We start from the raw sequence: 22485 nt of genomic DNA, 5'->3' as shown, positions 1-22485 counted from the left end.
CGGCCGTGTTCAACGTGACGGGGATCCTCAAACGGCTGGTGATCGGCCGGGCCATGCGGAGCGAAGAGCTGCACGAGACGCTCCTGCCCAAGCGGCTCGCGCTGCCCGTCTTCGCCTCGGACCCGTTGTCCTCGGTGGCGTACGCGACCCAGGAGATCCTGCTCGTCCTCACCCTCGGCGGCCTGGCGTATCTGCACTTCGCCCCGTGGATCGCGGCCGCGGTCGTCGCCCTGATGACCGTCGTGGTGCTGTCGTACCGCCAGGTGGTCCACGCGTACCCGAGCGGCGGCGGTTCCTACGAGGTGGTGTCGACCAACCTCGGCCCCTCCGCCGGTCTCGTGGTGGCCGCCTCCCTGCTCGTCGACTACGTCATGACGGTGGCCGTCTCGGTCGCCTCCGGCGTGGACAACATCATCTCGGCCCTCCCCCAGCTGGCCTCCCACCGCGTCCTGCTGGCCATCGGCTTCGTCGCGGTCCTGACCGCGATCAACCTCCGGGGCGTGCGCGAGTCGGGACGGGCCTTCGCCGCCCCCACCTACCTCTTCGTCGGCGGCGTGCTCATCATGGTGATCACGGGCCTGGTCCGCTGCGCCCTCGGGGACGCGCCGGTCGCCGAGAGCGCGGGCTACGGCATCACCGCGGCCCCCTCCGACGCGGGCCTCACGGGCCTGGCCCTGCTGATGCTGGTGCTGCGCGCGTTCTCCTCCGGCTGTACGGCGCTGACGGGAGTCGAGGCCATCTCCAACGGCGTACCGGCGTTCCGCAAGCCCAAGTCGGCGAACGCGGCCGCCACGCTGGCGGCGATGGGCGTCACCGCGGTCGTCATGTTCGCGGGCGTCACCGCGCTCGCGCTGATCACGAAGGTCCACATCACCGGCGACCCCTGCCGTCTGACGGGCCTGACCGGCTCCTGCTCCGCCTACACCCAGCGCACGGTCATCGCCCAGATCGCGGCGGCGGTCTTCGGCGGCGAACACAGTCCCGGCTTCTACCTCATCCAGACCGTGACCGCGCTCGTCCTGATCCTGGCGGCGAACACCGCCTTCAACGGCTTCCCGCTGCTCGCCTCGATCCTGGCCCAGCACCGCTTCCTGCCGCACCAGTTGCACAACCGCGGCGACCGGCTGGCCTTCTCCAACGGCATCCTGGCGCTGGCGATCGTCGCCTGCCTGCTGCTGTGGGGCTTCAGAGCGAACGTCACCAGCCTCATCCACCTCTACATCCTGGGCGTGTTCACCTCCTTCACGCTCTCCCAGCTCGGCATGGTCCGGCACTGGAACGGCGAACTGCGCGCCGAACACGACCCGGCACGGCGCCGCCACCATCACACGGCCCGGGTGATCAACACGATCGGCGCGGTCGTCACCGGCCTGGTCCTGGTGATCGTGCTGGCCACCAAGTTCACCCAGGGCGCGTGGCTCGCCGTCCTCGCGGCCGTCGTCCTGTGGGTGATGATGCGCGGGATCCGACGCCATTACGACACCACCGCGGCGGAACTGGCGGTGACCGACCCGAAGACCGAACTCACCTTTCCCTCCCGGGTGTTGGCCATCGTCCTGGTGTCCACCCTGCACAAACCCACGCTGCGCGCCCTCGCCTACGCGCGGGCCCTGCACCCCGACCATCTGGAGGCGCTGACGGTCTCCGTGGACCGCGACGAGGCGGCGGCGCTGCGCAGGCACTGGGAGGAGTACGGCATCGCGGTCCCCCTCAAGGTCATCGACTCGCCCTACCGCGAGGTGACCCGGCCGGTCGTGGAGTACGTCCGCTCGGTGCGCCGGGAGAGCCCGCGCGACATCGTCGCCGTCTTCATCCCCGAGTACGTCGTCGGCCGCTGGTGGGAGAACCTCCTCCACAACCAGTCGGCCCTGTGGCTGAAGAACCGGCTGCTGTTCACACCGGGCGTCATGGTCACGAGCGTGCCGTGGCAGCTGACCTCGGCCGCCCACGCCGACCGGCCGGCCGCCCGCGCGCCCGGATCGGTGCGCCGGGGCGAGCCGCGGGGCACCGCGCCGCGGCACCACCGCTGACGGCGCGCCCCGCCCTTCCAAGGCGGCGGCCCCCTACGACACCCGACACCCTTCCACGGCACCGCCGCCGGCTTCTACGGCACCACCATCGGCGGCACACAGTCCTCCGCGTCCCGCGCGCACGGCAGTGACAGCACCATCGTGAGCCCGCCGCCCGGGGTGTCCTCCGGGACGAGGGTGCCATCCATCGCCTCGGTCGGGCCCCGGGACAGGGCTAGGCCCAGACCCAGACCGGTCGAGTTGTCGGTGTCGCCCAGCCGCTGGAAGGGCTCGAAGAGGCGGTCGCGGTCGGACGGCGGACCGCGGTCCACGACCCGCACCTCGACCCGGCCCGCGTGGGGCTCGCGGTCAGCAGCACCGGGCGCCCCGCGGGGGTGTGCCGGGCGGCGTTGCCGGCCAGGTTGGCGATCACCCGTTCCAGCAGCGGCGGGTCGGCGAGCACGGCCGGGAGCCTCTCCAGGTCGCAGACCTCTACGCCGGGGACGTCCGCGAGCGCCGCCGGGAGCACCTCCTCCAGGGCGGTGGCCCGCAGGTCGGGGAGAGCGCGCCGGCCTGCAGACGGCTGAGGTCGCGCAGGTTCTCCACCAGCCGGTTCAGCTTGGCCATCGACTCGTCGGCGGTGGCGAGGAGTTCGTCGCGGTCCGCGGCGGAGAACTCGACGTCACGGCTGCGCAGCGAGGCGACGGCGGCCCAGCCGGCGGCGAGCGGGGTGCGCAGGTCGCGGCCGACCGCCCGCAGCAGCGCTGTACGCATCCGGTCGGCGGCCCGGACCGGCTCCACCTCGGCGGCGGCCTCCGCGAGCCTGGCCCGCTCGACGGCGGACCCCACATGCGCGGCGAAGGCGGCCAGCACCCGCCGCTCGGAGGAGGCGAGTGTGCGGCCGGCGCAGGACCAGGTGGGAGCCCGGCCCCGCGAACCCCACCACCACGTCGGCGCCGCGCGCCGCCCGGCGGTGCCCCTCGTCGAGCATGCGGTACGTCTTGCCGACGCCCGGGGCAGCCCCGAGGTAGACCTTCAGCCGTCCGGGCCGCACCTCACGCGTCGGCCGTACATCGTTCATCACCCCTCAGCCAAGCCCCGGCGTCCGCGCGACGCAGCGGCCTTGACGCTTCCCTGGCGTCGCTCACGGGGAAGTTGACACCGCCTTGACGGGCGGGCGCGCCGGCCCGCGACGTGCGGCGGGTGGGGCAGGACCACACTCATGCGGCAGGCCGCCCGGACCTCTGCCGCCCCGGCGGCCGAATCGCGGGCCGCGCCCCCGCGCGCGGACCTCTCCGGCACGCCCCTGATGCGCGACCGGCCAGTCTTAACGCAAGCTTGACGCGTTCGGCCCCCTCGTCCGCGGGCCCTTGCATCACTCTCTGCATACGCTGATCGCGCCGTCTCCTCGATGGCCGGAAACCCGACACCGAAGGGCCGCACGTCAGGAGAGCACGCCGATGGCCAGCACCGAGCACGCCCCCACGAGCCGCTTGCGGGCGTGGATGCTGGAGGGCCTGTCCGACATGGGCAAGGACCGCCGGGTGCCGGAGCCCGCCGAGCCGGAGCCCGTGCACGAGGGCCAGCGGTGGTGGCGCGTCATGTGCCTCACCGGCGTCGACTACTTCTCCACCCTCGGCTACCAGCCCGGCATCGCGGCCCTGGCCGCCGGACTGCTGTCCCCGGTGGCGACCATCGTGCTCGTCGTCGTCACCCTCGCGGGCGCGCTGCCCGTCTACCGGCGGGTGGCCGAGGAGAGCCCACGCGGCGAGGGTTCGATCGCGATGCTGGAACGGCTGCTGTCGTTCTGGAAGGGCAAGCTCTTCGTCCTGACCCTGCTGGGCTTCGCCGCCACCGACTTCCTGATCACCATCACCCTTTCGGCCGCGGACGCCTCCACCCACCTCGTCGAGAACCCGCACCTCACCAGCGCCCTGCACGACAGGCAGATGCTGATCACGCTCATCCTGGTGGCCCTGCTCGGTGCCGTCTTCCTCAAGGGCTTCCTGGAGGCGATCGGCGTCGCGGTCGTGCTCGTGGCGATCTACCTGGGGCTCAACGTGGTGGTCGCGGTGACCGGGCTGTGGCACGTGGCGACCGAGGGGCACGTGATCACCGACTGGGGCACGGCCCTGACCGCGGAGCACGGCAACGCCTTCGCGATGATCGGGGTGGCCCTGCTCGTCTTCCCGAAGCTCGCGCTCGGACTGTCCGGCTTCGAGACCGGCGTGGCCGTCATGCCGCACGTCGAGGGCGACCCCGGCGACACCGACGAGAAGCCCACCGGCCGGATCCGCGGCGCCAAGAAGCTGCTGACCACGGCCGCCGTGATCATGAGCGTGTTCCTGATCGTGACCAGCTTCATCACCACCGTGCTCATCCCGGAGAAAGAGTTCAAGTCGGGCGGCCAGGCCAACGGGCGCGCGCTCGCGTATCTCGCGCACGAGTACCTCGGCGGCGTCTTCGGCACGGTGTACGACGTGTCGACGATCGCCATCCTGTGGTTCGCCGGCGCCTCCGCCATGGCCGGACTGCTCAACCTGATGCCTCGCTACCTGCCCCGTTACGGTATGGCTCCCCACTGGGCGCGCGCCGTCCGCCCCATGGTGATCGTCTTCACCCTGGTCGCCTTCCTCGTCACCTGGATCTTCGATGCCGACGTCGACGCCCAGGGCGGTGCGTACGCCACCGGTGTGCTGGTGCTGATCAGCTCCGCGGCGATCGCGGTGACCATCGCCGCCCGCAAGGCCGGGCAGCGCAACTGGACCCTCGGCTTCGGCGTCATCTCCGTGGTCTTCCTCTACACGACCGTCGTCAACGTCATCGAGCGTCCTGACGGTGTCAAGATCGGCGCCTGCTTCATCGCCGGCATCATCCTCGTCTCGCTCCTCTCGCGGCTCGCCCGCGCCTTCGAGCTGCGCGTGACCAGCGTGAGCCTCGACGCCATGGCCGAACGCTTCGTCCGTGACATCGCGAGCCGTAAGATCCGCTTCATCGCCAACGAGCCGGACAGCCGTGACATCGGCGAGTACCGGGAGAAGATCAAACAGATCCGCGCCGACAACGACGTCCCCACCACGGAGGACTTCGTGTTCGTCGAGGTCACCGTCCTCGACGCGTCCGAGTTCGAGACGGGGCTCACGGTGCGCGGGGAGGTGCTGCACGGGCGTTATCGCGTGCTGACGCTGGAGTCGTCGTCCGTGCCCAACGCGCTCGCGGCGCTTCTGCTTCACGTCCGGGACAGCACGCGGTGCACTCCGCACATCTACTTCGAGTGGACCGAGGGGAACCCCTTCGCGAACTTCCTCCGCTTCTTCCTCTTCGGTCAGGGGGAGGTCGCTCCCGTCACCCGGGAAGTTCTCCGCGAGGCCGAACCGGACCCCACGTGCCGGCCCCGCGTCCACGTCGGCTGAAACCCGGGTTTCCTCGCCCGCGCCGCCCCTACCCGACCCGTCCGTACCTGGGGGCGCAGCGCCCCTGGCGGGGTCCGGGGCGGAGCCCCGGGGATGATGGCGGGGGGCGTCAAGAATCGGGCGGAGGACGGTCACCCGTGCCGCTCACCGTGAAACCGAACACCGCCCCGCCCCCCTCCCGCCGAAAGGCGAACGACCCCCCACCATGCGCCATGGCGACCTCCCGCACGATGGACAACCCGAGCCCCGACCCGGGCAGACTCCGCGCATCGGCCGCACGGTAGAAGCGGTCGAACACCCGCACGAGATCACCCTCGGCGATACCCGGCCCCCGGTCGAGCACCTCGATACGGACGTTGCCCGGACGGACGTCACCGGCACCGGCACCGACACCGCTGCCGAGACCCCCACCGGCACCACCACCGATGCCTCCATCGGCGCCGACGCCGGCACCGGCACCGGCCCCCTCACCGCCCCGCATCCGCACCGGCCCCGTGACCGCGATCTCGATCGGCACCTTCCCGTCCCGGTCGAACTTCACCGCGTTCTCCACCAGATTCGACACCGCCCGCTGCAACGCCGTCGGACGCCCGTCCACCATCGTGTCCCCACTCACCCGCACGACGACATCCCGCCCGCTGCGCCGCCGCGCGACGATCGCGACGTCCTCGGCGAGATCGGCGAGATCGATCCGCTGCACGGGCTCGGTGTCGGACTGCCCGGCCGCGAGCGCCACCAGTTCGTTGACGAGATCGGTCAGCTCACGGGACTCCTGGGCCAGGTCGGCGACCAGCTCCTCGCGGGCGCCGGGCGGCAGCTCGTCGATGCGCCGGAGCATCGAGATGTTCGTACGCAGCGAGGTCAGCGGCGTACGGAGTTCGTGCCCCGCGTCCTGGACCAGCCGCCGCTGGTCCTCCTCGGACCGGGCGAGACGCCCGAGCATCCGGTCGAAGGACCGGCCGAGCCGCGCCACCTCGTCGTATCCGGCCACCGGCACCTGGATGCCGAGCCGCCCGGTGCGCGCCACGTCCTCGGCGGCCCCCGCCAACCGCACCAGCCGCCGGGTGATCCGCCGCGCCAGCCACCATCCGAACAGCCCCGCGGCGATCACCACCGCCCCGACGAGCAGCACGGTCCGCTGCTGCAGCTCCCGCAGCAGATCCTCCGTGTCGCTGAACTGCTGGGCGACCTGCACCGCGCCCCGCCCGCCACCGAGCGCGACCGTGGCCACCCGGTAGAGGTCCCCTCCGACGTCCACCTCCCGGTGCTCCACCCACGTACCCGCGGCCGGGGCGTCGGCGATCCGCCGGTCGCCGGCGACGACGGGCAGGACCGGTCGCCCGCGCTCGGCGACCGCCCCGCCGCGCCCGAGCACCTGCACATCCGTACGGCTGGGCCGGATGACGTCGTCGAGCGGCCCGTCGTGGTCGGGGTCGGACGACGAGAAGTCGCCCGGGTCGAGCGGCGTCTCCCGCACCTGGCCGCGCAGGTCCTGCACGACCTCGGAGAAGACGGTCTGCTGGTCCACGCGCACCAGCCGGGCCGCGGCGTCGTAGCTGAGGAAACCGACGAGGGCCGTGACCGCGGCGGCCACGGCCGCGAACGACAGGGTGAAGGTCGCCCGAAGGGAGGACAGCCGCCGGGGCCGCAGCCCCGCGAGCCATCCCGGGGGCACTCAGTCCTCCCTCAGGACGTACCCCACGCCCCGCACCGTGTGGATCAGCGCCGGCGCGCCCGGCCCGTCGAGTTTGCGCCGCAGGTATCCCACGTAGACGGCGAGGTTCTTGGAGCCGGGTCCGAAGTCGTAGCCCCAGATGCGGTCGTAGATCGTGGCGTGGTCGAGGACGATGCCCGCGTTGCGGACGAGGAGTTCGAGCAGTTCGAACTCGGTGCGGGTGAGTTCCAGCTCGCGCTGCCCGCGCCACGCGCGACGCGCCTGGACGTCCATGTGCAGCCCGGCCGCGGCGAGCTGCCCCAGGGCCTCCCGGGACGCCGGGGCCGGGGCCGTGGCGGACGCGATCTCCGGTCCGCCGGCGGGGGCGCCGTTCACCGGGCTCGTACGGCGCAGCAGCGCCCGCAGCCGGGCGAACACCTCCTCGACGTCGAACGGCTTGACCACGTAGTCGTCGGCCCCGGCGTCCAGGCCCGCGATGCGGTCGGCCGTCTCGACCAGGGCGGTGAGCATCAGGATCGGTGTGCGGTCCCCCTCCGCGCGCAGCACGCGGCACACCTGGAGTCCGTCGATGCCGGGCATCATGACGTCCAGGACCAGGATGTCCGGTGGGGTGCGGTGGGCCTGCGCCAGCGCCTCGACGCCGTCGGCGACGGCCGTCACCGCGTAGCCCTCCAGCGTCAGTGCCCTTTCCAGGGCATGGCGGATGGCACGGTCGTCCTCGGCGAGCAGCACAGTCTGGGGCACCTCACCAGTCTGCCAAGCCCCCGGCCGCCCACCACCTGATGGGCCAGGTGAGCGGGGGCTTCTTACCCGGCTCTCACCCCTCCTCGCGCGAGCCCCTTACCTCGCCGGGTCACCGTGTCCCGTATGCCAGGACGGACCGGCGGACCGGGGACAAGCCGGTGAAGGAATGCCGGGCGAGACGCTCCGGGAGCGTGTCCCCGCCGCGCCGCGCCCACGCCATCGGCGCCATCGGCCGAACGGACGGCGGCCCCGCGACGCGACTCCTTCGCACCCGATCACCCGATGTCACCCGGTACCCGTCCGGCATCACCCGGTACCCGCCCGGCCGACCCGAGGCCCCCCGATTCGGGTCGGGCAGGTGCGGAGGGGGTGGGCCGGAAGCGCACGACGGTGGCGGCCCACCCCTGCCCACTCCGCCACCCGGCCTTCCGGCCCGCTCGCCTACGGCCGCAGCGCCGCGAGCTGCTGCTCGAAAGGGACGACCTCGAAGCCACCACCGGACGCGGTCCGCGCGGCCACGGCACGCACAGGCACGGTCCCGGTAGTGACGGGTGCCCTGGGCGCGGGCGCCGCCCCGACCGGCTGCACCACCCCAGCACCCTCGACACCAGGAGCGCCTTCGGCACCCCTGGCACCCGTCGCCGTACCGGCAGCCGCCGCGAGCCCCGTCATCAGTGCCCCCAGCTCCGCCGCCGCCCGGTCGATCCGTTCGGCGAGTCCCTCCGCGCCCCAGTCCTCGGAGGCGGCGTACACCCCGGTCGGTATGACGACGGCGCGCAGGTGGGCGAAGAGCGGGCGCAGGGCGTGCTCGAGCACGAGGGAGTGCCGGGACGAGCCGCCGGTCGCGGCGATCAGCACCGGCTTCCCGGCGAGCGCGTCCTTGTCCAGTACGTCGAAGAAGGACTTGAACAGGCCGCTGTACGACGCCGAGAACACCGGCGTGACGACGATCAGCCCGTCCGCCGTCGTCACGGCGTCGAGCGCCGAACTCAGCGCCCGCCCGGGGAACCCGTTGGTGAAGTTGTGCGCGATCTCCACGGCGAGGTCGCGCAGTTCGACGACCTCGACCCGCGCGGCGGTCCCACGGACGGTCGCCGCCGCCAGCCGGTCGGCCAGCAGCCGCGTGGACGACGGGACGCTCAGCCCCGCCGAGACGACGACGAGCCTCATACGACGGTCACCTCCCGGGCGGCGGCCACGCGGGCCTGGTGGGTCGGGGCGTCCGGCACCGTGGCCGGACGGTCCTTGGCGAACTCCTCGCGCAGGACGGGGACGACCTCCTCGCCCAGCATGTCGATCTGCTCCAGCACGGTCTTCAGCGGCAGTCCGGCGTGGTCCACCAGGAACAGCTGGCGCTGGTAGTCACCGGCGTACTCCCGGAAGGTCAGCGTCTTCTCGATGACCTGCTGGGGCGAGCCGACGGTCAGCGGCGTCTGGTCGGTGAAGTCCTCCAGGGACGGCCCGTGTCCGTACACCGGCGCGTTGTCGAAGTACGGCCGGAACTCCCGTACGGCGTCCTGCGAGTTGTGCCGCATGAAGACCTGACCGCCCAGGCCGACGATGGCCTGCTCGGCGGTGCCGTGTCCGTAGTGCGCGTACCGCTCGCGGTAGAGCTCGACCATCCGCTGGGTGTGGTCGGCCGGCCAGAAGATGTTGTTGTGGAAGAAGCCGTCGCCGTAGTACGCGGCCTGCTCGGCGATCTCCGGAGAGCGGATCGAGCCGTGCCAGACGAACGGCGGCACCCCGTCCAGCGGGCGGGGAGTCGACGTGAACGACTGCAGCGGCGTACGGAACTTGCCCTCCCACGTCACCACGTCCTCGCGCCACAGGCGGTGCAGCAGCGCGTAGTTCTCGATGGCGAGGTTGATGCCCTGGCGGATGTCCTGCCCGAACCAGGGGTAGACCGGCCCGGTGTTGCCGCGGCCCATCATCACGTCGACCCTGCCCTCCGCCAGATGCTGGAGCATCGCGAAGTCCTCGGCGATCTTCACCGGGTCGTTGGTGGTGATGAGGGTGGTGGAGGTGGACAGGATGAGGTTCTCGGTGCGCGCCGCCACGTAGCCGAGCATCGTGGTCGGCGACGAGGGCACGAACGGCGGGTTGTGGTGCTCACCGGTCGCGAAGACGTCCAGGCCGACTTCCTCGGCCTTCTGCGCGATGGCGACCATGGCCTTGATGCGGTCGTGCTCGCTCGGTGACCGGCCGGTGGTCGGATCCGGTGTCACGTCGCCGACGGTGAATATCCCGAACTGCATGGTCGCTCGCCCTCCAGGTTGTTTACGATTCAACTATACCCGCAAACGACGACCCCCACCGACCTATTCCCGCCCCCTCTCCTCCGGGGCCGCTCCCGCCCCTCCCCCGGGCGCCACTCCCACCCCTTGCCGGGCACCACCGCACCCCCGCAGCGCGGGCACCTCTACACCGCGCGGCGCGGGCACCTCCGCACCCCGTCGCTCCCGCACCCCGCCCTACGGGACAAGGACCGCCCGACCCCCACAGGCCGCCCTACGCGACAAGGACCACCCGCCCCCGCAGCCCGCCCTCCGCCGGCCGGGCGTGCGCCTTGGCCGCCCCGTCCAGCGCGCGTGTTGCGAAAGCCCCGCCTGCCTCGCGACGCCTGGCACGCACTAGAAGGCGTACGAGTCACCCGTGTCCAGCGCCAGCACCCGCTGCCGGTCGTTGGCGTGGTTGCGGTCCACCGCGCCGCCACCCCACACCGTGTCGATCTCCAGCATCACCTCGGACGGCGCCTCCCGCAGCCGTACCGTCAGCTCGACCGGGCTCCCCAGCCCGTCCCCCGGCAGCTCCCCCGTCCGGCACACCACGCTGCGCTCGCCCGAGCGCGCGCAGCCGACCGGCAGCCGCTGCTCGTCCGCGAGCGGGACCGACCAGCGCAGCCGGACCGTCGCCTCGGCGACCGCGCTCGGGCCGTGGTTCTGCGGGGTCAGCCGCAGGTCGAAGAGCCCGGCCGCCATGGCCACGGAGCCGTGGTAGGCGAGGTCCGCCTCCGGGGAGAGGGCCTGGACCGGGCAGGCCCCGGCCACCACCACGGCCGCCCCCGCCCCCATCGCACCCACCGCAGAGAGAATCCGCACGCCGTCACTTCCTTCGCTCGGAACACCCAGAACGCTCATCAGGTCACCCGATGTATGCCACCCCTGACCGCCGACAGGCGCCGTCCAACAGGTGACGGCGGCCGCGCGGAGCGCCCGTGCGAAGGTGACCGCATGGTGATCGTCCGTTCCGTGGTCCTCTTCGTCGTCGCCGCGCTCTTCGAGATCGGCGGCGCCTGGCTGGTCTGGCAAGGCGTCCGCGAGCACCGCGGCTGGCTCTGGATCGGCGCCGGCGTCATGGCACTGGGCGTCTACGGCTTCGTGGCCACGCTCCAGCCGGACGCCGAGTTCGGCCGCATCCTCGCCGCGTACGGCGGGGTCTTCGTGGCCGGCTCACTCGCCTGGGGCGTGGTCGCGGACGGCTACCGCCCCGACCGCTGGGACATCACCGGCGCGCTGATCTGTCTCGCCGGGATGGCCGTGATCATGTACGCGCCGCGCGGCGGCCGCTGAGACGGCCCGCCCGGGGAGCGGACGGACTCGACGCGCGCGACGGCCGCCTGCCTATCCTGGCCACGACCGATCACCGCATGCCGTACGCCCGTGCGCGCACCCCGACGTGCGCGCGGCCGTACGCCGTACGCCTCAGGAGCAGCCCATGACGTCCGCCGCGCCCTCCGCCTCCTCCCGCATCGCCGTCGTCACCGGCGCGAGCAGCGGCATCGGCGCGGCGACGGCCCGGCAGCTCGCCGCGGCCGGCTACCGCGTCGTCCTGACCGCCCGCCGCAAGGACCGCATCGAGGCGCTGGCCGAGGAGATCAACGCGGCCGGGCACCAGGCCGCCGCGTACACGCTGGACGTCACGGACCGCGCGGCGGTCGACGAGTTCGCCACCGCCTTCCGGACGATCGGCGTCCTGGTCAACAACGCGGGCGGTGCGCTGGGCGCCGACCCGGTGGCGACCGGAGACCCGGCCGACTGGCGCCTGATGTACGAGACGAACGTCATCGGCACCCTGAACGTCACCCAGGCCCTGCTCCCCGCCCTCACCTCCAGCGGCGACGGAACGGTGGTGGTGCTCTCCTCCACCGCCGGCCACGGCACCTACGAGGGCGGCGGCGGCTACGTCGCGGCCAAGCACGCCGAGCACGTCCTCGCCGAGACCCTCCGGCTGGAGATCGTCGGCACCCCGGTCCGTGTCATCGAGGTCGCGCCCGGCATGGTCAAGACGGACGAGTTCGCGCTGACCCGCTTCGGCGGTGACACGGAGAAGGCGGAGAAGGTGTACGCGGGCGTGGCCGAGCCGCTCACCGCCGACGACGTGGCGGACACCATCACCTGGGCGGTCACCCGCCCCAGCCACGTCAACATCGACCTTCTCGTGGTGCGCCCCCGCGCCCAGGCGTCCAACTCGAAGGTCCACCGGGAACTGTGATGCCGGACGAGACGCCGGACACACCCTCCCTGGATCAACGCCGGCTCGCCGAGGAGAAGAAGAACGAACGCATGGTCTGGTACTACCTCGCGTACTTCCTCTTCGGCATCCACATCGTGGCCTTCGTGATGATCTACGCGGTGATGCACGCGAAGTGACCCCGTATGTCCGTGAGCGGGGCCCGGACCGGCAACGGCCCGGGCCCCGCTCACGGTTCAGCCCTTCACACAGACGACCTGCTTCAGCTTCGCCACGACCTCCACGAGGTCGCGCTGCTGCTCGATGACCTGCTCGATCGGCTTGTACGCGCCCGGGATCTCGTCGACGACACCGGAGTCCTTGCGGCACTCGACGCCCCGCGTCTGCTCCTCCAGGTCCCGCGTCGAGAAGCGGCGCTTCGCCGCGTTGCGGCTCATGCGCCGGCCCGCGCCGTGCGACGCCGAGTTGAAGGACTTCTCGTTGCCGAGGCCCTTCACGATGTACGAGCCCGTCCCCATCGACCCCGGAATGATGCCGAACTCCCCGGCCCGGGCGCTGATGGCGCCCTTTCGCGTGACGAGCAGGTCCATGCCTTCGTAACGCTCGATGTTGACGTAGTTGTGATGGCAGCTGACCTCCGGCTCGAAAGTCGGCTTCGCCTTCCTGAACTCCTTGCGGATCACGTCCTTCAGGAGCGCCATCATCAGCGTGCGGTTGTACTTCGCGTACTCCTGCGCCCAGAACAGGTCGTTGCGGTAGGCCGCCATCTGCGGGGTGTCCGCGACGAAGACCGCCAGGTCACGGTCGACCAGGCCCTGGTTGTGCGGGAGTTCCTGGGCGACGCCGATGTGGTGCTCGGCCAGTTCCTTGCCGATGTTCCGCGAACCGGAGTGCAGCATCAGCCAGACGGAACCGGTCGTGTCCGTGCAGATTTCGACAAAGTGATTCCCGGAACCGAGCGTTCCCATCTGCTTCGCGGCACGCTCCCGACGGAATTTGACCGATTCGGCAATTCCGTCGAACCGCCCCCAGAAGTCGTCCCAGCCCGCCGTGGCCAGTCCGTACACGTCGCCGGGCTCGACCGGCGCGTCATGCATCCCCCGCCCCACCGGGATCGCCTGCTCGACCTTCGACCGGAGCCGGGACAGATCCCCCGGCAGGTCACCCGCGGTCAGCGACGTCTTCACCGCGGACATCCCGCACCCGATGTCGACCCCCACCGCCGCCGGGCACACCGCGTCCCGCATCGCGATGACCGACCCCACCGTGGCACCCTTCCCGAAATGCACGTCCGGCATCACGGCGAGGCCCTTGATCCACGGCAGTGTCGCCACGTTCTGCAGCTGGCGCAGCGCGACGTCCTCGACCGACGCCGGGTCGGCCCACATCCGGATGGGCACCTGCGCGCCCGGCATCTCCACGTACGACATAACGTCCCTCTTCCCCCGGAAAACAACAAAGGTCACACAACGCAAAAGCGGGGCCAAGGTCGACGTACAGGACAACGGACCGGCGTCCACGGCAGTGCGTGCGATACACATTGTCTGCAGGGGCCGCCCCCGCGCGGCAACCGAATAACCACAGGACAGCACCACAGGACCTCCCGGGCCGCGCGCCCCGGAATCCGTCGAGAGGAGCCTCACCGTGCAGCGGAAGGCGTACGTCCCCGGGACCGCCGTGCTCCTCGCGGCCCTGCTGGCCGGCTGCACCGGCGGTTCGGGAGGCACGGACACCCCGACGGACCCCAAGCCGGGCGATGCCGGCGCGACCACCCCGGCCGCCCAGCCGGGCAAGTACCGCACGCTTCCGGAGGCCTGCGCCGCCGTCAGCCACGACAGTCTCGACTCGCTGCTGCCCGGCATCGAGCAGATCACCGACCAGGAGCAGCGCGACACCGCGTACGAGGGCGTGGCCACCCTCACCTACGACACCGACCGCCGCGTCGGCTGCGGCTGGAAGGTGGAGTCGACCGACGCCACCGACCATCTCCTCGTCGACTTCGAGCGCGTGGTCTCGTACGACAACGCGATCAGCGACGACACCCGGGCCCAGGACATCTACGCGGCCAAGGAGACCGCGGCGGACCTCCCCGAGCCCGTCGGTTCGGCCACCGCGTCCGCAACCGGCTCCCCCTCCGCCTCCGCCTCCGGCAGCGAGGCCCCCACTCCGTCCTCCTCCGCGTCCACTCCCGTGTCCGGCGGCGCCACCGCCTCCGCCGGTACGAGCGGGACCCCGGCCGACCTCCAGCCCCGCGAGCTCGGCTCCATGGGCGACGAGGCGTTCCTCGACGACAAGCTCAACTCGGCCTCCTCGACGACCCAGCAGCGCACGGTGACTGTGGTGTTCCGCACGTCCAACGTGATCGTGACGGTCGAGTACGCCGAGCAGCCGACCGCCTCCGCCGGCGCCCCGGACAGCAAGGAAATGCAGGACAAGGCACGGAATCTGGCCCAGAAGCTGGTCGACAGGTTCAACGACTGAGGGGCCCGCGGGGTCGTCCGGGGCTCCCCCGCGAACCCCTGGAACCGGAAACACCCGGCTGTCTCACCGCGTACCGTGGCCCCTCGGACCCGACCGGCCGCACGTTCCATGTGCGGCCGCACCACGAGCGCCACGAGTGAAGGAACCATGCACCGACCAGCACAGCGAGTAGGCCGAGCCCCGCGACTCACCCGCATCCTTGTCAGCGCAGCCGCCGTCCCGGTGATGCTCGTCGCCGCCGGCTGTTCCTCGGACTCCGGCTCGGACTCCGGCTCCGGCTCCGGCGACGCGAAGGCGAGCACCGGCACGAGCTCGGCGGCGTCCCCGGACGCGACCGCGAACGCCGTCAGGAAGGCCGCGTACGCGACGCTGCCGAACCCCTGCTCCGTGCTCTCGAAGAAGACGCTGGGCGAGCTCGTCCCGAAGGGTCTGAAGTCGGCCAAGGCGGGCCAGTCGAACGAAGCCGCGACCCGCGGCAACTGCTCCTGGAACAGCCTCGACAACAAGGGCGTCAAGGGGTCCCAGTTCCGCTGGCTGAACGTCTCCCTGCTGCGCTTCGACTCGGACGCGGCCCGCGGCGAGGGCAACCAGCTCGCGCAGACCTACTACGAGAAGCAGGTCAAGGACGCGCAGACGGTGACCGGCGCGAAGGGCACCGGTTCGGCGCCCGTCTCCGGGGCCGGCGACGCGTCGACGGCGGTGCACTACGACCTGAAGAAGAAGGAAGGCACCTTCAAGCAGCAGACGGTCGTGACGCGCGTCGAGAACGTCGTCATCACGCTCGACTACAACGGCGCCGGCCTGGCCGGCGACAAGGCGCCCGGCGCGGACGACCTGACGAAGGCCGCCGAGAAGGCGGCCAAGGAGGTGGTGGCCGCGGTGGCCACCGCGAACCGGGACGGCAGCAGGTCGGGCGGCGCGCCCGACCGGTCCGGCGCGCCCTCGAAGTCGGCGTCCCCGTCCGCGTCGGCCTCGAAGTCCGCGAAGCCGTCGAAGTCCCCGAGTCCTTCGAAGTCGGCCTCCAAGAGCGCTTCGCCTTCCAAGTCCGCGGTCAGGAAGAGCTGACGTCGCAGCCGCTTCGGCGGCTCAACTCGTAGCCGTTCCTGCGCATTTGACGGAGCCCGGATCCCGCGGGGACCGGGCTCCTTCGCTACCGCCCACCCGTACGCCGTACACATGTGCCACCCTGTTGCGCGCAACAACACGCAAGGAACAACAGGCAAGGGGAGGGGAGTACGGGTGTCCGCGCCCATTCAGCTCACCCGGATGCACCGGATTCTCATCGGCGTGGTCGTCGCCGGCGCGCTCGTCATCGCGGGAATCGGCTTCGCGGGTTCGTACGCGGCCGTGCGCGAACTCGCCCTCAAGAAGGGCTTCGGGAACTTCGCGTACGTCTTCCCGATCGGCATCGACGCGGGCATCTGCGTCCTGCTGGCACTGGACCTCCTCCTCACCTGGATCAGGATCCCCTTCCCGCTGCTGCGCCAGACGGCGTGGCTGCTGACGGTCGCGACGATCGCGTTCAACGGCGCGGCGGCCTGGCCGGACCCGCTGGGCGTCGGCATGCACGCCGTGATCCCGGTCCTGTTCGTGGTCTCCGTCGAGGCGGCCCGGCACGCGATCGGCCGGATCGCGGACATCACCGCCGACAAGCACATGGAGGGCGTCCGCCTCACCCGCTGGATGCTCTCCCCGCTCCCCACCTTCCTCCTGTGGCGCCGGATGAAGCTGTGGGAGCTGCGCTCCTACGAGCAGGTCATCAAGCTGGAGCAGGAGCGGCTGGTCTACCAGGCCCGGCTGCGCTCCCGCTTCGGCCGGGCCTGGCGCCGCAAGGCCCCGGTGGAGTCCCTGATGCCGCTGCGCCTGGCGCGCTACGGCGTCCCGCTCGCCGAGACCGCCCCGTCGGGCCTGGCGGCGGCCGGCATCGAGCCCGCACTGCTGCCCCCCGCGCCGCAGTTGGAGGTGGCGCGCGAGCCGGAACCGACGGCACCCGCCGTACCGGGCAACGCGGCGCCTGTCCGGGAACAGCTTCCCGCCTCCGAGGCGAACGAGCCCCCCGAGCAGCCGGAGGAGGACTACGCCGAGCCGCAGAGTCAGTGGCTTCAGGCGCGGGACCCCCAGTCCGTCGCGTATCAGGGCGGCTACGACCCGACGTACGACCCGGATGTCGCGTACCGGCAGTGGTACGAGGAGCAGCAGCAGGCCGAGCAGTTCGAGGAGCAGCAGCAGTTCCGGGCTCGGCAGCAGTTCGAGGAACAGCAGCGGTTCGAGCAGCAGGCGTTCGCTCAGCAGACGTTCCCGCAGCAGCGGTACGAGGAGCCTGTGCCCGCCCCGGAGCCGTCTCCGGAGGACACCGGTACCTTCCCGATCCCGTCCGGCCCGGGGCGTACCCGTGAGCTGGGTGCGGGTGGCGGCTCGGAGCCGACCGAGGAGGACTACTACCTGGTCTTCAAGAAGTCGATAGACGGCAGCTATCCGACCTCGGGCCAGTTCAGGGGCGACGTGGAGGCGACGTACGGCACCACGCTCCCGCAGCGCGAGGCCGACCGCATGGTCAATCGCTTCACCAACCGCCACACGGCGGAGCTCCAGGAAGACCACATCGCGTAGGTACGTCAGCGTGTGCGAGGAGGGGGCGCCCGGTGTTCACCGGGCGCCCCCTCCTCGTGCGGCTGTGCGCGGTTACGCGCTGAGCAGCTTGCGCACCCGGTCCTGGCCGACGGCGAGCAGCAGCGTGGGCAGCCGAGGGCCGGTGTCGCGTCCGACGAGCAGGTGGTAGAGCAGCGCGAAGAACGTGCGCTGGGCGACCTTGATCTCCGGCGGGAGTTCCTTCGCGGTGGCGTCGGCCGGGAAGCCGGCCTGGACCTTGGGGACGCCGTAGACGAGATGGGTCAGGCCGTCCAGGGACCAGTTCTTGTCCAGGCCGTCCAGGAGCAGTCGCAGCGACTCGTGGCCCTGGTCGTCGAGGGACGCGAGCAGTCCGGCGTCGGGCTCGGCGCGCACGACGGTGCGCTCCTCCGCCGGGACCTGGGTGTTGATCCAGGTCTCGGCCTTGTCGAGCCGGGGCCGGACCTCGTCGAGCGAGCCGAGCGGGTTCTCCGGGTCGAGCTCGCTGAGGATGCGCAGGGTCTGGTCCTCGGCGCCGGCGGTGATGTCGGCGACGGAGGCGAGGGTGCGGTACGCCATCGGGCGGGGGGTCCTGGGCAGTTCCCCGGCGGCGGTGCCCACGGCACGGGCGTACGCGGCGGCGTCGGCGGCCAGCACGGAACCGTCGGCGACCTTGCCCGCCAGCTTGTCCCACTCGTCGTAGAGCCGCTGGATCTCCTGGTCGAAGGCGATCTTGAACGACTGGTTGGGGCGGCGGCGAGCGTACAGCCAGCGCAGCAGCTGCGGCTCCATGATCTGCAGCGCGTCGGCCGGGGTGGGGACCCCTCCCTTGCTGCTGGACATCTTGGCCATGCCGGAGATGCCGACGAAGGCGTACATCGGTCCGATCGGCTGCTCGCCGCCGAAGATCCCGACGATCTGGCCGCCGACCTGGAAGGAGGACCCGGGGGACGAGTGGTCGACACCGCTCGGCTCGAAGATCACGCCCTCGTGGGCCCAGCGCATCGGCCAGTCGACCTTCCAGACCAGCTTGCCGCGGTTGAACTCGCTGAGCCGGACGGTCTCGGAGAAACCGCAGGCCGAGCAGGTGTACGTCAGCTCGGTCGTCTCGTCGTCGTAGGCCGTGACGGTGGTGAGGTCCTTGTCGCACCGCCCGCAGTAGGGCTTGTACGGGAAGTACCCGGAGGTGGAGCTGCCGTCGTCCTCGGCGGCGGCGCCGGATCCCTCGGCGGCTTCGAGCTCGGCCTCGTCGACGGGCTTCTGGCCCTGCTGCTTCTTGGCCGGGGCCTTCTTGGTGCGGTACTGCTCCAGGACGGCGTCGATGTCGCCGCGGTGCCTCATCGCGAACAGGACCTGCTCGCGGTAGGCGCCCGCGGTGTACTGCTCGGTCTGGCTGATCGGGTCGTACTCGACGCCGAGCTCGGCCAGCGCCGCGGTCATCGCGGCCTTGAAGTGCTCGGCCCAGTTCGGGTACTCCGAGCCCTTGGGGGCGGGGACGGAGGTCAGCGGCTTGCCGATGTGCTCCGCCCAGGAGTCGTCGACGCCCGGGATGCCGACGGGGACCTTGCGGTAGCGGTCGTAGTCGTCCCAGGAGATCAGGTGGCGCACGGTGAGGCCGCGGCGGCGGATCTCGTCGGCGACCAGGTGCGGGGTCATGACCTCGCGCAGGTTGCCGAGGTGGATGGGGCCGGAGGGGGAGAGTCCGGACGCGACGACGACCGGTTTGCCCGGGGCACGACGCTCCGACTCGGCGATGACCTCGTCCGCGAAACGGGAGACCCAGTCGGTGGTCTCGGTGCTCTGAGCCACGATCGGCACGTCCTTCTTTCTGATACGCCAGTACGGCTGACCGGACCATTCTCCCAGCTGGGACCGGAACCACGAAAACGGCTTTTCAGTGCCCCCTCGCCACCCGGCGGGGCCGGGCCGTCGCAGCGAAATCCGCTTGCTCCCCCATGGGATACTGGCCGGGTCCATCTGAATCCCTCGAGGAGAACGGCATCCACCCCATGGCCTCGGTCACGTCCCTCACCGCTTCCGTCCACCAGCGCCTCGCGGACGCCCTCACGGCAGCCCTGCCGGAGGCCGGTTCCGCGGACCCGCTGCTGCGACGAAGCGACCGGGCCGACTTCCAGGCCAACGGGATCCTGGCGCTCGCGAAGAAGGCGAAGGCGAACCCGAGAGAGCTGGCGACGCAGGTCGTGGCGCGGGTCGAGTCGGGTGAGGTGATCAAGGACATCGAGGTCTCCGGACCCGGCTTCCTGAACATCACGATCACCGACCGGGCGATCACCGAGAACCTGGCGGCGCGGTACGCGGACGGCGAGCGCCTCGGCGTGCCGTTCGTGGAGCACCCGGGCACGACGGTGATCGACTACGCGCAGCCGAACGTGGCGAAGGAGATGCACGTGGGTCACCTCCGCTCGGCGGTGATCGGCGACGCGGTGGTCCAGATCCTGGAGTTCGTGGGCGAGTCCGTCGTACGGCGTCACCACATCGGCGACTGGGGCACCCAGTTCGGCATGCTCATCCAGTACCTGATCGAGCACCCGCACGAGCTGGACCACCAGGGTGGCGAGGTCTCCGGCGAGGAGGCCATGTCGAACCTGAACCGCCTCTACAAGGCGGCGCGGACGCTCTTCGACTCCGACGAGGAGTTCAAGACGCGGGCGCGGCGCCGGGTGGTGGACCTCCAGGCGGGCGAGCCCGAGACGCTGGCCATGTGGCAGAAGTTCGTGGACGAGTCGAAGATCTACTTCTACTCGGTCTTCGAGAAGCTGGACATGGAGATCCGCGACCCGGACGTGGTCGGCGAGTCCGGTTACAACGACATGCTGGACGAGACCTGCCGTCTCCTGGAGGAGTCCGGCGTCGCCGTCCGCTCGGAGGGCGCCCTGTGCGTCTTCTTCGACGACATCAAGGGCCCCGAGGGCAACCCTGTCCCGCTGATCGTGCGGAAGTCGGACGGCGGCTACGGGTACGCGGCGACGGACCTGTCCGCGATCCGCGACCGGGTCTTCCGGCTCAAGGCGTCGACGCTCCTCTACGTCGTGGACGCCCGTCAGTCCCTGCACTTCAAGATGGTCTTCGAGACCGCGCGCAGGGCGGGCTGGCTGAACGACGACGTGAAGGCGCACCAGCTCGCCTTCGGGACGGTGCTGGGCAAGGACGGCAAGCCGTTCAAGACCCGTGAGGGCGAGACGATCCGGCTGGTGGACCTGCTGGACGAGGCGATCGAGCGGGCGACGACCGTGGTCCGTGAGAAGGCCGAGAAGGTGGGCCTGAGCGAGCAGGAGATCGGGGAGAACGGCCGGTACGTCGGTATCGGCGCCGTGAAGTACGCGGACCTCTCCACCTCCGCCGTCCGGGACTACAAGTTCGACCTGGACCAGATGGTCTCGCTGAACGGCGACACGTCGGTGTACCTCCAGTACGCGTACGCCCGTATCCGGTCGATCTTCGGCAAGGCCGGCGACCGTACGCCGCTCGCGCACCCGGAGCTCGGACTGGCCCCGGCGGAGCGGGCGCTGGGTCTGCACCTGGACCGGTTCGGGGAGACGCTGGAGGAGGTCGCCGCGGAGTACGCGCCGCACAAGCTGGCGGCGTACCTGTACCAGCTGGCGTCGCTCTACACGACGTTCTACGACCAGTGCCCGGTGATCAAGCCGGCCCCGGCCCAGGAGGTGGCGGAGAACCGCCTGTTCCTCTGCGACCTCACGGCCCGCACGCTCCACCAGGGCATGGCCCTGCTGGGCATCAGGACGCCCGAGCGGCTCTGACGCACCGGACCGGCAGGCTCGGCCCCGGCGGGACGGCCACCACCGTCCCGCCGGGGCCGTCCGCCTGTCAGGCGTAATAGTGGATGGTGCCCCGCAGCGCCGGTGTGCCGCCCTCGCAGTGCTGGACGAAGGTCGCGGCGAACGCTTTCACGGTGCCGTCGTCGTCGAGCGCCAGCTTGCCGACGGTCAGTTCACCGGTGCTGGTGTTGCAGCCGCGCCCGTCGCCGAAGACGTCGAGGCCGGCGAACGACTCGTCGCTGTCGCGCCGCGTCTCGTAGGTGCGCCCCGCCTCCAGCTTCTGACCGGTGGGCGGAGTGAGCAGGGCGGTGAAGTACGCGCGCTCGCCGGAGACGTCGTACTGGATGCCGTCGCCCCACGGGCGGATGCCGAACGTGCTGGTGGCTCCGGTGTGGTGGGCAGTCCCGCCCTGCCCGATGTAGTCCCCCGCATCGCTGGTGTAGGCGTAGGACAGCGGGTACGCCCGGTACTTGACGACGCCCTTGAGGGCCGGGGCGTCGGCACTCTCGCAGTGCTGGGTGTAGGTGGCGTCGAGCAGGGTGATCGCGCCGTCGGCGTCCGTCGCGATCTGGTTGACCGAGAACTGCCCGTACACCTCGTTGCAGCCGCGCCCGTCGCCGGAGACGTCGAGGCCCGGAGAGCGTCCGGTGCGGAACGCGGCCCGCTCGGCGTTGCGGTACACGCCGGGGTGGAGCCTCTCCCCCTGTGGCGCGGCGAGGTCGACGTCCCACCAGGTGTCGCCGGTCGACACACGGAATCGGGCGTACGCCGCGGAGCCGCCCGCGCTGATCGTGGCCGTCTTTGGCGTGTACGCGACGGTGGCGCCCTGGCCTATGTAGTCCCCGGGCAGGCTGGTGTGGCTGTACTTGGTCACGGCCGTGGGTGTGCCGGTGGCCGCCTCGGCTGGTGCGGCCAGGGCCGCGGTGAGACCGATCGTCGCGGTCAGGCCCGCGAGCGCGCCGGTCAGAACGCGTCTCCATCCTGTGCTTCTGGGCACGGATGCATCCCCCTCCATGAGGACGGGCGCCCCTTCTGAGCACCCGTTCCCCACAAGTAACCAGGGCCACGCACCGCAGTCGAACCATTTCCTCTCGGCGTCAACTTCTTTCAGCCGCAGGCGCGTTGGAACCGGCCCGCCATCGAACTCGTACCGCTGACCGCCGTCCACGTGCGGGACTCCAAGAGCCCTGCGAGCCCCGGCCTGCGTACCTCGCCGGAGGCATGGGCCGCGTTCACGGCGTGCACCGCCCGCCGAAGCACCGCGCTCCACCCGTTGTCAGTGGCGGCCC

17 protein-coding genes and 2 pseudogenes are annotated in these 22485 nt (G+C 71.2%); 10 read left to right on the top strand and 9 right to left on the bottom strand.

Annotation, left to right across the window (positions count from 1 at the left end; all coding sequences use genetic code 11):
* The first annotated feature begins 53 nt into the window (after nucleotides 1–53).
* Entirely contained in the window at nucleotides 54–2030 is a 1977-nt protein-coding gene (locus OHB41_RS26820; RefSeq protein WP_526025062.1) for an amino acid permease, read from the top strand.
* A 74-nt stretch (nucleotides 2031–2104) separates the two neighbouring features.
* On the opposite strand, the pseudogene OHB41_RS26815 reads toward OHB41_RS26820, so the two are convergent.
* Nucleotides 2105–2949, bottom strand: a pseudogene (locus OHB41_RS26815) (sensor histidine kinase); the annotation flags it as partial.
* Nucleotides 2950–3469: 520 nt separating this feature from the next.
* Between OHB41_RS26815 and OHB41_RS26805 the strand changes: the two are divergent.
* Entirely contained in the window at nucleotides 3470–5422 is a 1953-nt protein-coding gene (locus tag OHB41_RS26805) for an APC family permease (RefSeq protein WP_266700713.1), read from the top strand.
* A 109-nt stretch (nucleotides 5423–5531) separates the two neighbouring features.
* Here the strand turns inward: OHB41_RS26805 and OHB41_RS26800 are convergent, their stop codons facing one another.
* The 5 genes from OHB41_RS26800 to OHB41_RS26780 form a co-directional block, all read right to left on the bottom strand.
* A complete protein-coding gene (locus tag OHB41_RS26800; protein ID WP_266700712.1) occupies nucleotides 5532–7097 on the bottom strand; it encodes a sensor histidine kinase in 1566 nt (521 codons plus the stop codon).
* On the bottom strand, nucleotides 7098–7841 hold the full coding sequence (locus OHB41_RS26795; protein WP_266700711.1) for a response regulator transcription factor: 744 nt from the start codon (nucleotides 7839–7841) through the stop codon (nucleotides 7098–7100).
* Nucleotides 7842–8282: 441 nt separating this feature from the next.
* Entirely contained in the window at nucleotides 8283–9011 is a 729-nt protein-coding gene (locus OHB41_RS26790) for an FMN reductase (RefSeq protein WP_266700710.1), read from the bottom strand.
* Nucleotides 9008–10096, bottom strand: coding sequence for an LLM class flavin-dependent oxidoreductase (locus OHB41_RS26785; protein WP_266700709.1), 1089 nt, complete (start codon nucleotides 10094–10096; stop codon nucleotides 9008–9010). The genes OHB41_RS26790 and OHB41_RS26785 overlap by 4 nt, the downstream gene beginning before the upstream one ends.
* A gap of 375 nt (nucleotides 10097–10471) precedes the next feature.
* Nucleotides 10472–10912: a hypothetical protein gene (locus OHB41_RS26780; RefSeq protein WP_266706155.1), complete on the bottom strand. Its 441-nt coding sequence runs from the start codon at nucleotides 10910–10912 to the stop codon at nucleotides 10472–10474.
* Nucleotides 10913–11071: 159 nt separating this feature from the next.
* Between OHB41_RS26780 and OHB41_RS26775 the strand changes: the two genes are divergently transcribed.
* The 3 genes from OHB41_RS26775 to OHB41_RS26765 all read left to right on the top strand — a co-directional run bounded on the left by OHB41_RS26775 (nucleotide 11072) and on the right by OHB41_RS26765 (nucleotide 12490).
* Nucleotides 11072–11410 carry a YnfA family protein gene (locus OHB41_RS26775; protein ID WP_266700708.1) on the top strand — a complete coding sequence of 113 codons (339 nt, stop codon included), beginning with the start codon at nucleotides 11072–11074 and terminating at the stop codon, nucleotides 11408–11410.
* A 145-nt stretch (nucleotides 11411–11555) separates the two neighbouring features.
* Nucleotides 11556–12332 (top strand): SDR family NAD(P)-dependent oxidoreductase, encoded by a 777-nt coding sequence (locus OHB41_RS26770; RefSeq protein ID WP_266700707.1) that lies wholly within the window; start codon nucleotides 11556–11558, stop codon nucleotides 12330–12332.
* Nucleotides 12332–12490 (top strand): hypothetical protein, encoded by a 159-nt coding sequence (locus OHB41_RS26765; RefSeq protein WP_266700706.1) that lies wholly within the window; start codon nucleotides 12332–12334, stop codon nucleotides 12488–12490. Before OHB41_RS26770 ends, OHB41_RS26765 begins: the two co-directional genes overlap by 1 nt.
* A gap of 57 nt (nucleotides 12491–12547) precedes the next feature.
* On the opposite strand, the gene OHB41_RS26760 is transcribed toward OHB41_RS26765, so the two are convergent.
* Nucleotides 12548–13741 carry an RtcB family protein gene (locus OHB41_RS26760; protein ID WP_266700705.1) on the bottom strand — a complete coding sequence of 398 codons (1194 nt, stop codon included), beginning with the start codon at nucleotides 13739–13741 and terminating at the stop codon, nucleotides 12548–12550.
* 214 nt (nucleotides 13742–13955) lie between these two features.
* Here OHB41_RS26760 and OHB41_RS26755 point away from each other — a divergent pair, with 214 nt between their 5' ends.
* From OHB41_RS26755 to OHB41_RS26745, 3 genes are all read left to right on the top strand, one after another.
* Nucleotides 13956–14792 carry a DUF3558 domain-containing protein gene (locus OHB41_RS26755; RefSeq protein ID WP_266700704.1) on the top strand — a complete coding sequence of 279 codons (837 nt, stop codon included), beginning with the start codon at nucleotides 13956–13958 and terminating at the stop codon, nucleotides 14790–14792.
* Nucleotides 14793–14939: 147 nt separating this feature from the next.
* The gene (locus OHB41_RS26750; protein ID WP_266700703.1) at nucleotides 14940–15857 is read left to right on the top strand and encodes a DUF3558 family protein; all 918 of its coding nucleotides are present in this window, start codon (nucleotides 14940–14942) and stop codon (nucleotides 15855–15857) included.
* A gap of 174 nt (nucleotides 15858–16031) precedes the next feature.
* Entirely contained in the window at nucleotides 16032–17402 is a 1371-nt protein-coding gene (locus OHB41_RS26745) for a DUF2637 domain-containing protein (RefSeq protein WP_526024966.1), read from the top strand.
* A gap of 72 nt (nucleotides 17403–17474) precedes the next feature.
* On the opposite strand, the gene lysS is transcribed toward OHB41_RS26745, so the two are convergent.
* Nucleotides 17475–19217 carry a lysine--tRNA ligase gene (gene lysS / locus OHB41_RS26740; protein ID WP_266700702.1) on the bottom strand — a complete coding sequence of 581 codons (1743 nt, stop codon included), beginning with the start codon at nucleotides 19215–19217 and terminating at the stop codon, nucleotides 17475–17477.
* A gap of 191 nt (nucleotides 19218–19408) precedes the next feature.
* On the opposite strand from lysS, the gene argS reads away from it, so the two are divergent.
* Complete coding sequence (gene argS / locus OHB41_RS26735; protein WP_266700701.1) at nucleotides 19409–21178, top strand: arginine--tRNA ligase; 1770 nt, start codon at nucleotides 19409–19411, stop codon at nucleotides 21176–21178.
* 67 nt (nucleotides 21179–21245) lie between these two features.
* Here the strand turns inward: argS and OHB41_RS26730 are convergent, their stop codons facing one another.
* Entirely contained in the window at nucleotides 21246–22193 is a 948-nt protein-coding gene (locus tag OHB41_RS26730) for a hypothetical protein (RefSeq protein WP_266700700.1), read from the bottom strand.
* A 141-nt stretch (nucleotides 22194–22334) separates the two neighbouring features.
* Here OHB41_RS26730 and OHB41_RS26725 point away from each other — a divergent pair.
* Nucleotides 22335–22424: pseudogene (locus OHB41_RS26725) on the top strand (DUF397 domain-containing protein); the annotation flags it as partial.
* Nucleotides 22425–22485 lie beyond the last annotated feature (61 nt).

The sequence above is a fragment of the Streptomyces sp. NBC_01571 genome (assembly GCF_026339875.1).
Taxonomy (GTDB): Bacteria; Actinomycetota; Actinomycetes; order Streptomycetales; family Streptomycetaceae; genus Streptomyces.
The sequence above is the reverse complement of the archived record's forward strand: the minus strand, read 5'-3'. Positions and strand labels throughout refer to the sequence as shown.